Below are 14,190 nucleotides of genomic sequence, written 5' to 3'. Positions count from 1 at the left end.
TTCCAAGCAACCTGAATGCAAGCTGCTCATGCAGTCGAGCTGGCAGGCCAGGAGGGACTCGAACCCCCAACATGCGGTTTTGGAGACCGCCGCTCTACCAATTGGAGCTACTGGCCTATGCTCGCTAAAATCACTGATCTGCTATCGGGTTTCCTTATGCAGGGTATGATGACCACACCACTTGCAGTATTTCTTGAACTCGATACGGTCAGGATTATTCTGCTTGTTCTTCTTGGTCGTATAGTTACGGCGCTTGCACTCTGTGCATGCCAAAGTGACCAATGTACGCATGAACTCTCCTTTTACTGTATTCCAAACAAGCTTGAATGTCTACACATGAACTCGAAGAATGCAGAGCCCGTCTTTTCAACGGGCTCTGCATCGACGTATCTTTGAGAATTACTACTTGAGGATCTTGGTAACGCGACCCGAACCAACGGTGCGGCCACCTTCGCGGATAGCGAACTTCAGGCCCTCTTCCATAGCGATCGGGTGAATCAGCTCGCCACGCAGCGTAACATTGTCGCCAGGCATAACCATCTCGGTGCCCTCGGGCAGATGCGCAACGCCGGTAACGTCGGTGGTGCGGAAATAGAACTGCGGACGATAGCCATCGAAGAACGGGGTGTGACGGCCGCCCTCTTCCTTGGTCAGGATGTAAACCTGGCCCTCAAACTCGGTGTGCGGGGTTACGCTGCCGGGCTTGCAGAGAACCTGGCCACGAACGATGTCTTCGCGCTTAACGCCACGCAGCAGGCAGCCGATGTTGTCGCCGGCCTGAGCCTCGTCGAGCAGCTTGCGGAACATCTCGATGCCGGTGCAGACGGTGCTGGAAGTCTCCTTGATACCAACCATCTCCAGCGGGTCGTTCACATGCAGAACGCCACGCTCGACACGACCGGTAGCAACGGTACCACGGCCGGTAATGGTCATGGTGTCCTCAACGGCCATCAGGAACGGCTTGTCAACGTCACGCTCCGGGGTCGGGATGTGCTCGTCAACGAGGTCCATGAGCTCCCAGATCTTCTCCTGCCAATCCTTGTCGCCCTCCAGAGCCTTCAGAGCGGAACCGCGGACGATCGGGCAATCCTCGAAGCCGTAGGAATCAAGCAGTTCGGTAACTTCCATCTCAACGAGCTCGATGAGTTCCTCGTCATCAACCATGTCACACTTGTTCAGGAACACGACGATGTAGGGAACGCCGACCTGACGGGCGAGCAGGATGTGCTCGCGGGTCTGAGCCATGGGGCCGTCGGTAGCGGCGATAACCAGAATAGCGCCGTCCATCTGAGCAGCACCGGTGATCATGTTCTTGACGTAGTCAGCATGGCCGGGGCAGTCAACGTGAGCGTAGTGACGCTGATCCGTCTCGTACTCGATGTGAGCGATGGAGATGGTGATGCCACGCTCGCGCTCTTCGGGAGCCTTGTCGATCTGATCGAAGGCGGTGAAGTCAGCATGAGCGGTGCCGTGAGAGCCGTCGTTCTCAGACAGAGTCTTGGAAATAGCGGCAGTCAGGGTCGTCTTGCCATGGTCAACGTGACCGATGGTGCCGATGTTAACATGCGGCTTGGAGCGCTCAAACTTCTCTTTAGCCATGAGTCATCCTCCTTTTTGAATTCGCTTTATGCGAAAACGAAACCTGAATAAAACGACGCGTCCGACAATGCGGACGCGGAATATACAATGGTAGCGGTGACTGGATTTGAACCAGTGACGCCACGGGTATGAACCGTGTGCTCTGACCAACTGAGCTACACCGCCGTGATGGAGCCTGCGACCGGACTTGAACCGGTGACCTCTTCGTTACCAACGAAGTGCTCTACCGACTGAGCTACACAGGCAAGATGGTGGGCGCGCTAGGATTCGAACCTAGGTAAGCATAGCTAACGGGTTTACAGCCCGTCCCCTTTAACCACTCGGGCACACGCCCCTGTTCGTCGCTCAATTCATGTGTACTTTTCAAGCTGCCACTCGCACTTTCACACCTCCGAACGCGCGAGCAGGAGAATAATACACTCGGTTTTCCGAGCTGTCAACTATCAACACGCCCCCGGGAGTGTCTCCATCATTCCCACACCAGAGCGAGCGCCGGACCAATGACAAGTGCGGGCACTCCGCTGATCCTTTTTCGAAAGTACCTGCGGAAACTCGCTTTCAGCGCCTGCAATACGCCGAAAATCGAACTACTTTCTCACGTCGTCTACCTCGAAGCAACTATACTAGAATGCGTGCATGCCAGCATCTACAAAGCACAGCTTGCCTGAAACCTTCACCGGGAATACGTGAGCTTTGCGACGTAATGGCTCCCACAACAATGACAAAGCAAAAGCTATCTCGAAAGAGGCTTCTCACCATGACCGCCTATGCCACGATGTCGACTCAGCAACTCGAAGAAGAACTCACCCGCTTACGCGCCGAACATGCGACGTTCCAAGCAAAGGGGCTTTCGCTGAATATGGCACGCGGAAAGCCCTCCGCAGCGCAACTCGACCTAAGCATGCCAATGCTTGACGAACTGCGTGCTGATGTACGTGCCATTGCCGAAGATGGCACCGACTGTCGCAACTATGGTGTGCTCGATGGTCTGCCTGAAGCTAAACGACTCATGGCCACAATGCTTGATGACAATGCGGACAACGTTATCGTATTCGGCAACGCAAGCCTTACTATTATGTATGACACCATGGCACGCTGCTTTCAGTTTGGCACCTGCGGATCACGCCCTTGGAACGACTATGACGTTGTGAAATGGATCTGTCCCGTTCCTGGATACGACCGTCATTTCGCTATCACCGAAGCGTTCGGCGCACAGATGATACCAGTTCGTCTGACCGCAACCGGGCCAGATATGGACGAGGTAGAACGCATCGCAGCAAGCGACGAACGCGTAAAGGGAATGTGGTGCGTGCCGAAGTATTCGAACCCAAGCGGCATTACCTATTCCGACGATACGGTGCGCCGGTTGGCCTTCATGGAATGCGCCGCCGATGACTTCCGCATCTTCTGGGACAATGCGTACTGCGTGCATCATCTTTACGACGAAGCAAACGAGCAGGATCATCTGCTCGACATCGGCCGCGCTTGTAAAGAGGCAGGACATGCCGACCGTGCCTTCAAGTTCGCATCGACGTCGAAGGTGACGTTTCCTGGAGCAGGGGTTGCGGCGATGGCAGCAAGCCCCGCAAATATCGCCGATATCAAGCAGCACATAAGTGTGCAAATGATCGGCCACGATAAGCTCAATCAGCTACGACATGTGCGCTTCTTGCGCGATGCTTCTGGAATTGCGCTGCACATGAGTAAGCACGCAGCTATCATGCGGCCAAAATTCGAGTTAGTGCTGCAAGCGCTTGATCGCGAGCTTGAAAGCATTGGTGAGTGCTTCTGGGAGCGTCCCCGCGGCGGCTATTTCATTTCGTTTAATGCACCACACGGTTGCGCAAAACGCACGGTGGAGCTTGCGCGACAGGCAGGCGTGTGCCTAACCGGAGCCGGAGCAACTTGGCCGTATGGCAACGATCCCGCCGACTCGAACATTCGCATCGCCCCGTCGCTGCCGCCCCTTGACGAGCTGAAAGAGGCTATGGACGTGTTCTGCTGCTGCGTGAAGCTCGCATACGCAGAAAAGCTGCTGGGCGTTTAGCATGAGCCGACACCAAGCAGCCTTGAGTAGTGCTGTGTCGGACCTTGAGCCGACAGGTTTATCGGTTCCTACGAGTACGAATACCCTAAAACAACCGCCAAGCCGACGATGACGGCGATGCACGCCAACGTGGAGTAAATGATAAGCTTCCTCTTTTGCTTTTGAGCCCGTTTAAGTTCCGCCTCCTTCTTTGCGCGCGCGATTTCGTACGCGGTCAAAGGCGGTGCGCTTTCGATGCCCCCTTGCTCGTCAGCCATGTGATCTCCTATCGTTACATGAACGTTAATGTGAAAAACGGCTGTCTGCATTGTACCGCAGGCAGCCGTTTTCGAATATGCAAAGTAGATACCGTCTAGAGACCCTTCGATCCCTCAACGCGGCCTTCGAGATAAGCCCAGTACGCCGCAACATCGGCCTTCATCTCGTCGAGAAGCGCCTCATTTCCCGAACGGAACAAGTGCTTGAAACGACCCTGAGGACGAAGGAAGTCCTCGAGCGGACGCAGGTTCTTCTCCTTCACGGGCGTGAGCTTCCATACGCCGTTTTCCACCTCGAACAACGGCCAGAACTTGGTGTTGACCGCCAGACGGCAGATGTCGAGGGTCTCATCGCTGCCGATACGCCAACCACGCGGGCAGGGCGCCATAACGTTGATGAATGCCGGACCATCGACGGCAATAGCTTTTTCAGCCTTAGCCACAAGATCTTTCCAGTGACCAACCGTCGACTGGGCAACATAGGGCACACCATGCGCCGCAATGATGGAAGCGAGGTCTTTACGAACCTGCGGTTTGCCCTGCTGAGCCACGCCAACTTCCGACGTAGTAGCCCACGCACCCTTTGGCGTTGCCGATGAGCGCTGAATGCCCGTGTTCATGTAAGCGCCATTGTCGTAGCACACGTACACGATGTCGTGGCCGCGCTCCATGGCGCCGGAGAGCGACTGCAAGCCGATATCGTACGTGCCACCATCGCCGCCGAATGCGATGAACTTCATCTTCTTGTCGGCGGGTATTTTGCCCGCGCGACGCAAACCCTTAAACGCAGCTTCAACGCCGGACATGGTTGCTGCCGCATTCTCGAATGCGTTATGGATGAAGGGAACCTTCCACGAGTTATACGGCGCAATAGTGGTGGACACCTCTAAGCAGCCGGTTGCACTGCCCACGATAGGATAAACGTCGTCGGGCACGCCCATCAGCACTTGACGGACGCAGATGGAAGCACCGCAGCCACCGCACAGGCGATGACCGGCAGCCAGACACTCGGGACGGCGGGAAAGCTCTTTGATGTTTGCCATAGATGCTACCCTCCTCTTCTATTCCTCGAACCCGAGGTAGCTGAGTGCCGGCGATGCCGTGCCCGCAGCCACGTCCTCGAGCGTATCGAATATGCTGGTCATCAGCTCATTGGTGAGATCCTGCCCACCTAAGCCGAAGATGTAGTTTTTAACTGGCATGGTAAGACCCGCCTCATGCAGGGCGGATATAACCTCGGCACCTAACGGTCCATGCGCAGCACCGATGGAGTCGGAACGATCCATAACAGCCACCGCCTTTGCTGTCTTGCACGCCGCAGCAACCGCAGCAGCCGGGAACGGGCGGAACACCTTCGGACGAACGACACCCACGCGCCTTCCCTGTGCGCGCAGCTCGCGCGCAATATGGCGCGCGTTGCCGGCCGCCGAACCCAGCACGACCACCACGTAGTCGGCGTCTTCGGTTCCCCATGTATCAACCACGTTAAATGGTCGGCCACAGATGGCTTCCCATGCCTTGCCGTGCTCTTCAATGACGGAAAGCGCCCCGGTATTCGCACGACGACACGCCAGATGCGTCTTCATGTAGCAATCGCCGAGCGCATACGAACCGCACCCCACCGGATTGTCGGTGTCGAGCAGTGGATGTGCTGCAACGTAGTCGCCCACGAATGCACGAACTGTGTCATCATCTTCCATTTCGCAGCGCTCCATGGCGTGACTGGTGGTGAAACCGTCAAGTGTGGTAAGCACAGGAAGCTGCACACGTGCATCTTCGGCAACCTTGAACGATACCACCGTGTTGTCATAGGCTTCCTGCGCGGTTTCGGCAAACATGATGATCCAACCGGTGTCGCGCGCACCCATGATGTCGGAGTGGTCGCAGTGGATGTTGATAGGAGCTGCGAGCGCGCGGTTGGCGTTTGCCATGACGATGGGCAGACGCATACCGGCAGTGATGTGCAGTTCCTCCCACATGAGCGCCAAACCCTGCGATGCCGTGGCTGTGGCCACACGCGCGCCGGCGGCAGATGCTCCTACACAGGCGGACAGCGCCGAATGCTCGGACTCCACCGTTACATATTCGGTATGCACGCGGCCGTCTGCCACGAACTTCGCGAAGCTTTCGACAATCGTAGTTTGAGGCGTGATGGGGTACGCGGCCATGACGTCGGGCTCAGCCTGGCGCATCGCCTCGGCCACCATCTGATTTCCCGTTGCGGAAAAGGCTTTGATCTCGGTGCTCATAGTAGCTTTACGCCTCCTTCGCAGCGTCGGCTTGATCCTCACGAATGAGTTCCAAGCATCCGAAGCGGCATTCGTGCACGCATACGCCGCATCCCTTGCAGTGATCGTAGTCGATGCCGACCATCTTTCCATCCTGGACGATGATGGATGAGTCGGGGCACGATATCCAACAGAGCATGCAGTTCGTGCATGCTTCGGCATTCCACACGGGACGCATCGAGCGCCACCCGCCCGTGATGTAGTGCTCGGACAACCCGCCGGGCATGACAAAGCCAGTGGGCATCTGATCAACCGTCCAGCTGTTGAAGTCCTCGATGTTGGGCGTGATCAGCTTCATGCGAGCTCCACCTCCTTGTACGCGCGATCGACGCTTGCCAGGTTAGCGTCAATCATCTCCTGTGAGAATTTTTTGCCAAACATGATGGTCAAACGCTGCTTCACCGCATCAACGGGAACCAAGCCCGTCACCTTGGAAAGTGCGCCAACAATGGGTGTGTTGGGAACGTTGCGCCCGATGGTTTCCAGAGCAATCTTCGATGCGTCAACCACCGCGACGGTAACGTCGTTGGCAACACCTAAGCGCTCGCGCGCACAGGCAAGCGACATTTCGGAATTAAGAATGACGGTACCGCCCGGTAGGAGACCTTCAGTCACATCGACGGTGTCGAGCAGCGTCTCATCGAGCACGATAACGATGGCCGGATTCGTAATGGTATTGTGAACCTCGATAGGTTCACTGCACACTCGCGTGTATGCCTTCAGCGGGGCGCCGTTGCGCTCCGGTCCATACTCGGGCATCGCCTGAATATAAGCGCCCTGCATGAGCGCAGTGTCGGCTACAAGCTTCGCCGCCGTAACGGCGCCCTGTCCCGCACGCGCATGCCAGCGGATCTCAGTCAACTGGGACATGGCTCTCCTCTCTTTCCTCTGCGGCATGTTCTCGTCTTCACCTGCTCAGGCACACCAAACAGCAATGCATCGAAGCATCGCGGTGCGCGTTCGCATCGTCATGAAAGAATTGATGATAGCAGTGAAGTGAGTGAGCGTACGGCCATCGGGTACACACGGACGCCCCCGCTCGGTAAATGGGCTTTACACACTCATGAATCCGTATGAAAGCACTGAGGAAGAGGGGGTTTGTGTATGTGTACCGCGTCGAGCGCCGACACAAAAAAGAAGCCTCCCTTACTCATACTCAAGGGAGGCTTTTGTTACAGCGAAACCAAGCACGCTGATGCTGCTCTCTACGAGCGCTTACGCTTCGGCGTACATCTCCTTCAGCTTCACCAAGTGATCGTAACGATCGATGGCAGCTTTCTCGTTGCGCTCGAACAGCTCTTGTGCGCGGTCGGGGAACTCGCGTGTTAAGCGGCTATAGCGCGCCTCGTTCATAAGGAAGTCACGGTAACCGCCCGCAGGCTCCTTCGAATCGAGAACGAACTTCTTGCCCGGCGCACCATTGGGGTTGAAGCGGAACAGGTTCCAGTAACCGCATTCCACAGCCTTCTTCATCTCCTGCTGGCAGTTCATCATGCCGCCCTTGATGGAGTGCATCTCACAGGGAGAGTAGCCGATGATCAGCGACGGACCCGAATATGCCTCGGCTTCGGCGATAGCCTTCACCGTTTGCTGCTCGTTTGCGCCCATGGCAACCTGTGCCACGTACACATAACCGTACGCCATGGCGATTTCGGCAAGGCTCTTCTTCTTGACTTCCTTGCCAGCTGCGGCAAACTGCGCAACCTGGCCGATATTGGAAGCCTTAGATGCCTGGCCACCGGTGTTGGAGTATACCTCGGTGTCAAACACGAACACGTTCACGTCCTCACCCGACGCTAGTACGTGATCGAGGCCGCCGTAGCCGATGTCATATGCCCAACCGTCGCCACCGAAGATCCAGATGGACTTCTTGGTCAGGTATTCCTTGTCGGCCAGCACTTCGGCTGCCACCGGGCAACCGCTCGAAGCGGCATCTTCGAGTGCCGGAACAAGCGCACGAGCCGCCGCGGCGTTCGCATTGCCGTCGGCTGTCGTTGACAGATACGCCTCAATGAGTGAGCGGGTGTCAGCAGGGGTTTTTTCGTTGGCCGCCATGCTTTCCAGCTTGCCAATCAGGCGATTACGCACCGCTTCGTGGCCAAGCAGCATACCCAAACCGTGCTCGGCGTTATCCTCAAACAGCGAGTTGCTCCACGCAGGGCCGTGTCCTTCCTTGTTCACCGTGTACGGCGACGTGGCAGCAGGACCACCCCAGATTGACGAGCAGCCCGTGGCGTTGGCAATGTACATACGCTCGCCGAACAGCTGCGTAACCAGACGCGCGTACGACGTTTCGGCGCAACCAGCGCACGCTCCGGAAAACTCGAGCAACGGCTGCTTAAACTGACTGCCCTTCACGGTGGGGCTGAACACTTCGGACTTCTCGCTTACGTGGGCAACGCAATAGTCGAACACCTCTTGCTGATCCATCTCGCTTTCCTGCGGAACCATGGATAGCGCGCCCATGGGGCACGCGCCAATGCACACACCGCAACCCATGCAGTCGAGCGGAGAAATAGCCAGCGTATACTCGTAACCCTTCGCTTTGCCTCCCTTGCCGGGAATAACCACCATAGCCTGCGGAGCCGCAGCCACCTCTTCGGCGGTAAGCACATAGGGACGGATGGTGGCGTGCGGACATACGAACGAACAGCTGTTGCACTGGATGCACTTCTGCTCGTCCCACAGCGGAACGTTCACGGCAACGCCGCGCTTCTCGAAGGCAGCGGCACCTTGTTCGAATTGACCATCAATGTGATGAGCGAACGCGGAAACCGGCAGGGAATTGCCCGCCATCAAGCCAACTGGCTGCATGATACCCGACACCATCTGCGTCAGCTCGGGACGTCCCTCAAGTTCGGCCTGCTTGCGATCGTCGGTTGCGTTGGCCCATTCGGCGGGAACTTCCACCTTGCGATACGCAGTGGCGCCAGCGTCGATAGCCTTGTGATTCATGTCCACGATGTCCTGGCCCTTCTTCAGGTAAGACTTCGTGGCAGCGTCTTTCATGTACTGGATGGCATCTTTCTGCGGCATAACACCCGTCAACGCGAAGAATGCCGACTGCAGAATCGTGTTAGTGCGCTTACCCATGCCGATCTCGATAGCCAGGTCAATAGCGTCGATGATGTAGAGCTGCACGTTGTTTTGAGCGATGTAGCGCTTCGTTTCGGCATCAAGATGCGTGTCGAGCTCTTCAGGCGTCCACTGGCAATTAACAAGGAAGATGCCGCCAGGCTTCACGTCCTTCACGATTTTAATGCCACGCATCAGATACGACGGGTTGTGACAGGCAACAAAGTCGGCTTTATTCACGTAATACGGGCTGCGGATGGGAGATCCACCGAAGCGCAGGTGACTGATGGTCACGCCGCCGGTCTTCTTCGAGTCGTACTGGAAATAAGCCTGCACGTATTTATCGGTGTGGTCGCCGATGATCTTGATGGAGTTCTTGTTTGCACCAACCGTACCGTCACCGCCAAGGCCCCAGAACATGCACTCGATGGTGCCTTCCGCAGCCGTGTTCGGGCAGTTGCGATCTTCAGGCAGCGATAAATTGGTCACATCGTCGACGATACCCACGGTGAACTCGCGGCGCGGCGCATCCTTCGCAAGCTCTGTGTAGATAGCAAATACGCTCGACGGCGGGGTATCTTTGGAACCAAGACCATAACGGCCACCGCACACGGTAATGCCAGTCACACCATGCTCGGCAAGTGCGCTCACAACGTCCATGTACAGCGGCTCGCCAATGGAGCCAGGCTCTTTGGTGCGGTCCATGACGGCAATTTTCTTCACCGTAGACGGCAGCGCAGCCACGAACTTCTCGGTGACAAACGGGCGGTACAGGCGAACCTTCACCAAGCCCACCTTTTCGCCATGAGCGTTCAGGTAGTCGATTACCTCTTCGGCAACATCGCAGAACGAGCCCATAGCAACGATCACGCGGTCGGCATCTTCAGCACCATAGTAGTTGAACAGCTGATAGTTCGTACCGATCTTTGCGTTCACCTGAGCCATGCACGCTTCCACCACGGCGGGCAGCTGATCGTAGGCGCTGTTGCACGCCTCACGATGCTGGAAGAAGATGTCGTCGTTCTCATGGCTACCACGCATGGCAGGACGTTCGGGGTTCAGCGAATGCTTGCGGAATGCGGCGACGGCGTCCATATCGCACATATCTGCAAGATCGTCGTAATCCCACACGGAGATCTTCTGAATCTCATGAGAAGTGCGGAAACCATCGAAGAAGTTGATGAACGGCACCCGGCCCTTGATGGCCGACAGGTGCGCGACGGCAGCGAGGTCCATGACCTCCTGTACGTTGCTTTCGGCGAGCATCGCAAAACCGGTCTGACGACACGCCATGACATCGGAATGATCGCCGAAGATGTTCAGCGCGTGCGTGGCAACGGTGCGGGCGCTCACATGGAAGACGCTCGGCAGCTGCTCGGCCGCGATCTTGTACATGTTCGGAATCATGAGCAGCAGACCCTGAGATGCCGTATACGTGGTGGTCAGCGCGCCAGCGGCAAGTGATCCGTGCACAGCACCCGCAGCGCCGCCCTCAGATTGCATCTCGCACACCTTCACGGTGGTGCCGAAGATGTTCTTTTTTCCCTGCGCCGACCACTGGTCAACGTAGTCAGCCATAGGGCTCGAAGGCGTGATGGGATAGATTCCCGCCACTTCCGTAAAGGCGTAGGAAACATACGCTGCTGCGTTGTTTCCATCCATCGACTTAAATTCCCTCGTCATTGTCTCTCCTTTGCAAAAGGGGTTGCCGACCTATGGTAACGCGCAGGCGAAACGTGCGCGGGCACACCGTGAAAAACGATCGCTCGACTCGGTAAATGGGCTGTGTCTTGGGACCGAAAACGCTCGAGAAACGGGCTTGGCACTCGATCGAGCTTGCCATAGCTTGCCACTACGTCCAGAACATGATGGCTTCCAAAATATCTTGGTACGCCCACGCATACACACTTGAATACCATCCCGTTTCTGCAACGAAGCACATGAGTATCACGTAGGTAACCGACAACGCCACCAGTAACAACAAGCCCTTCATCAGCTGATTATGCAACTGCGAGCCCGGTTTCATGCCCTCGTTCGCAACAAAGACGAGTAGCACTGCAGCAGCAAGGAACATGAAGCTGAAATCGGCGTAATAGCGCTGCAGAATGCCTGCCATCTGGGCATCAGCGAGCGCCACCACCACACCGCCCACAATAAGCGCTATGATGACGCCAGCGACGGTGCGTGTGGCGCGCTGTGCGAAGCGCATACGCAGGATGCTGCGCGAGAACAGCAATACCCACAGAATAGGCAAGCACGCAAAGATACCACCAAATGTTACTTCCTTGATGGTCTGTCCCATGTACGTGGTTTCAAACACCACTGGCTGCAAGAAGGGAAACACCCCCGTTGCGCAGGGAGGTTGCAGGAAATACGCGAACGCCGCCGGCAGGAACCTACCCATGTTCCATCCGCGCTTCGTCATGTCGTTTACTGTGAGGTTGTAATTCGCCCCGAAGTCAGTTACCGAGCCGAAGCGTGCCCAGTTGTACCACATGATGCCAACGCCAACGATAAAATAAGGCGCTATGAGACACATGAACTCGAAGAAGCCGCGACGCGTGAACAACCGCCCTTTGGTAATGTAGCGTCGCCAGAACAGCGGAAACGCCAAAAACGACAATACAAGCAATTGCGGACGACATCCTGCGACAAGCGCCATACACAAGCTGCCCGCAAAGTACCACCCACCTGGGCACTCATGAGCACGCCCGCGCATCCAGCAATACAGACCCCACACAGAAAACGCCAAGCCCACCGCGATGGGCAGCGAATAAAACGTAGGGAACTTCAGCAGGTATAAAAACCCACAACAGGCAACGAGCGGGATTTGAAGCAGTAAATACAACCCTAAGCTCACGTGCTTGAAATGGTACCGCGCAAACCGATCGAGCAGCGCTGTGCACCCCAACACGAACGCGATGAACGCTATCAACACGCCGATAGCCGTAGGGAAGTTCGCACCTGTCAGAAGGTAGAACGGCAAGTAGAACAGTAAAACCGGCACCACGCCGAAATACACGTAGTACTTGCCCTCGTAATACGCAACGTCGAATAGGTACTGCTCGCCGGTTTGCTTTTCCAATTCAGCACGTGCACCGCGATCGTACGGCTCGTCCATGTCTTGCAGCCACTGTGGCGGTTCTTCTTCGAGATAGAGCTTCCCATGAGCGAATGATTTCGCTAGCTCAGCGTACTGCTGCGCGTTATCTCCCCCCACCTCAAACGTGTTAACAATACTTACGCCATCCCACGACCCGTAGTTATACGACGAGGTTGCCACACCAACCAAGTTCGAGCCAAACAGCAAAAACGCCGCGCCGAGCACGATCTCCACTGCCGCCACTGCGGATATGACCGCCTTCGAGAGCCGCGCATGTTCAACGATACCGATACGGTAGATTGCGCCTCGAGGCCTGAACAACCCCGCTAAAAGCAATATACCTGCGGCCGCGAAGAATCGCAGCACGTTGAAACGGAACGGACAATGTGCGTTGATGGACACATCCTCCACCTTGATAGGATAGCTCACATCCTCGCCAACCACTTCGATGCGTAAGGAATCAACCAACCCGCTTGCCTGGATGTTAATGTATTCACTTTCGTCCGATTTCGTGGAAACCTGCGCAATAGGAATGCCTACCGTATACTCCGTTGAATCGAAGTACGTCTTGTGTGCTTCATCAGTGAACTGGATTTTTAAGTTCACCACTTTAGCGGACTGCGGCGCATAGAAATCGACTTTAACGTTGTGAACCTCGGTATTCAGACCAGAGAACTCCATAACGTTGTCTGCTTCGGTCAGCTTGAAGGTTCCGTCACTTGCTGTATCGAGTGAAATGCGATCATGTAAGGATATCGTGTTGTACTGTGCGGAAATGAAGTAGTTCATATTAAAGACGAACACCTCAAGCAAAAGAGCCGCAAGCACTACGATAGCGAGATGCTTCAGCACACGTGACGTGCCAGCCCCATAGCGGTCGGCGTACTCTTCAGCATAATACGATATGTTCTGTCTTACGGTTGGCATTGTTGGTGCATTATAGCGAACCTAGCATCCCCGCTGCCGATATTGAGGGAAACACTGATTAACTCCGTCAGCCCTGCGTTCGTAGAATTGACGGAAATAATCAGTGTTTTCACAACAAAGAAACCGGGCTGCCTAAGCACCCGGTTTCTTTGTTGGCGTATGATTTTGTGGCAGCACAACCTGTAGCGTGAAGTAATAGCTTGTCGCGCGTCATGCAACGTACGCATTCGTACGACACGTGCAATCTACAGATTACAGATTCAACGCCTTCTTTACGTCGGCGTACACCTCATTGGGATCGCGATCGCCATCAATGGACACGAGCAGATCACACCCCCGATAGTAGTCAACAAGCGGAGATGTAGACTTCTCGTACACATCCAAGCGATTACGAACGGTTGTTTCGTTATCGTCATCGCGTTGGTACATTTCACCACCGCACTTCGGGCATACCGCATCGGCTTTCGAGCCAATGAACCCGCACGCTTTGCACATACGGCGAGACGTAAGACGGCCGACGATTACCTCGGCATCGACATCAATGAGCAATGCCGCACCCAGTGGACGTTCAAGCTCAGCAAGCATCGTGTCGAGTGCAACCGCCTGGGTCGTGGTGCGCGGAAAACCGTCGAGGATCGCTCCCTTAGCCGCATCAGGCTGCTGGATGCGCTCCTTCATGAGATCGATAATCAGGTCGTCGGGCACCAATTCGCCAGCGTCCATGTAGCCTTTCGCTTTTATGCCCAGCTCAGTCTGGTTCTTCACGGCAGCACGCAGAATGTCGCCCGTGGAAATGTGGCACAATCCGCAGTCCTCTACCAACTTCGCAGCTTGCGTTCCCTTGCCAGCGCCCGGTGCTCCCAGCAAAACGATGTTCATGAGCGGTTTCCTTTC

At 55.9% G+C, this 14,190-nt stretch carries 11 protein-coding genes and 4 tRNA genes; 1 reads left to right on the top strand and 14 read right to left on the bottom strand.

The features are described 5' to 3' along the window. Nucleotides 1-40 precede the first annotated feature (40 nt). From G7Y43_RS05025 to G7Y43_RS05000, 6 genes are all read right to left on the bottom strand, one after another. Nucleotides 41-117, bottom strand: a tRNA-Trp gene (locus G7Y43_RS05025). Nucleotides 118-141: 24 nt separating this feature from the next. Further along, nucleotides 142-291, bottom strand: a complete 150-nt coding sequence (gene rpmG, locus G7Y43_RS05020; protein ID WP_021900606.1) for a 50S ribosomal protein L33 — start codon at nucleotides 289-291, stop codon at nucleotides 142-144. Nucleotides 292-402: 111 nt separating this feature from the next. Beyond that, nucleotides 403-1,599: an elongation factor Tu gene (gene tuf, locus G7Y43_RS05015; protein WP_165044714.1), complete on the bottom strand. Its 1,197-nt coding sequence runs from the start codon at nucleotides 1,597-1,599 to the stop codon at nucleotides 403-405. Between the two features lie 88 nt (nucleotides 1,600-1,687). Then, a tRNA-Met gene (locus tag G7Y43_RS05010) sits at nucleotides 1,688-1,764 on the bottom strand. Nucleotides 1,765-1,768: 4 nt separating this feature from the next. Then, nucleotides 1,769-1,844, bottom strand: a tRNA-Thr gene (locus G7Y43_RS05005). Between the two features lie 4 nt (nucleotides 1,845-1,848). After that, a tRNA-Tyr gene (locus G7Y43_RS05000) sits at nucleotides 1,849-1,933 on the bottom strand. Between the two features lie 423 nt (nucleotides 1,934-2,356). Here G7Y43_RS05000 and G7Y43_RS04995 point away from each other — a divergent pair. Beyond that, nucleotides 2,357-3,646, top strand: a complete 1,290-nt coding sequence (locus tag G7Y43_RS04995; protein ID WP_165044712.1) for an aminotransferase class I/II-fold pyridoxal phosphate-dependent enzyme — start codon at nucleotides 2,357-2,359, stop codon at nucleotides 3,644-3,646. 68 nt (nucleotides 3,647-3,714) lie between these two features. On the opposite strand, the gene G7Y43_RS04990 is transcribed toward G7Y43_RS04995, so the two are convergent. The 8 genes from G7Y43_RS04990 to G7Y43_RS04955 form a co-directional block, all read right to left on the bottom strand. Next, on the bottom strand, nucleotides 3,715-3,903 hold the full coding sequence (locus tag G7Y43_RS04990; RefSeq protein WP_165044710.1) for an Mth family G-protein coupled receptor: 189 nt from the start codon (nucleotides 3,901-3,903) through the stop codon (nucleotides 3,715-3,717). Between the two features lie 95 nt (nucleotides 3,904-3,998). Beyond that, nucleotides 3,999-4,946 (bottom strand): thiamine pyrophosphate-dependent enzyme, encoded by a 948-nt coding sequence (locus G7Y43_RS04985; RefSeq protein WP_165044708.1) that lies wholly within the window; start codon nucleotides 4,944-4,946, stop codon nucleotides 3,999-4,001. Between the two features lie 18 nt (nucleotides 4,947-4,964). Beyond that, complete coding sequence (locus tag G7Y43_RS04980; RefSeq protein WP_165044706.1) at nucleotides 4,965-6,152, bottom strand: transketolase C-terminal domain-containing protein; 1,188 nt, start codon at nucleotides 6,150-6,152, stop codon at nucleotides 4,965-4,967. 7 nt (nucleotides 6,153-6,159) lie between these two features. Next, the gene (locus G7Y43_RS04975; RefSeq protein WP_165044704.1) at nucleotides 6,160-6,489 is read right to left on the bottom strand and encodes a 4Fe-4S binding protein; all 330 of its coding nucleotides are present in this window, start codon (nucleotides 6,487-6,489) and stop codon (nucleotides 6,160-6,162) included. Next, entirely contained in the window at nucleotides 6,486-7,061 is a 576-nt protein-coding gene (locus G7Y43_RS04970; protein ID WP_165044702.1) for a 2-oxoacid:acceptor oxidoreductase family protein, read from the bottom strand. Before G7Y43_RS04970 ends, G7Y43_RS04975 begins: the two co-directional genes overlap by 4 nt. 345 nt (nucleotides 7,062-7,406) lie before the next feature. Next, nucleotides 7,407-10,949: a pyruvate:ferredoxin (flavodoxin) oxidoreductase gene (gene nifJ / locus G7Y43_RS04965; RefSeq protein ID WP_165044700.1), complete on the bottom strand. Its 3,543-nt coding sequence runs from the start codon at nucleotides 10,947-10,949 to the stop codon at nucleotides 7,407-7,409. A 169-nt stretch (nucleotides 10,950-11,118) separates the two neighbouring features. After that, the gene (locus G7Y43_RS04960) at nucleotides 11,119-13,296 is read right to left on the bottom strand and encodes a cytochrome C oxidase Cbb3 (protein WP_165044698.1); all 2,178 of its coding nucleotides are present in this window, start codon (nucleotides 13,294-13,296) and stop codon (nucleotides 11,119-11,121) included. A gap of 252 nt (nucleotides 13,297-13,548) precedes the next feature. Next, on the bottom strand, nucleotides 13,549-14,175 hold the full coding sequence (locus G7Y43_RS04955; RefSeq protein ID WP_165044696.1) for an adenylate kinase: 627 nt from the start codon (nucleotides 14,173-14,175) through the stop codon (nucleotides 13,549-13,551). Between the last annotated feature and the right edge of the window lie 15 nt (nucleotides 14,176-14,190).

Origin of the sequence: Adlercreutzia sp. ZJ138, assembly GCF_011038935.1 — a bacterium.
GTDB lineage: Bacteria > Actinomycetota > Coriobacteriia > Coriobacteriales > Eggerthellaceae > ZJ141.
Note: the sequence above shows the minus strand (reverse complement) of the source record. Positions and strands in the feature narration are given on the sequence as shown.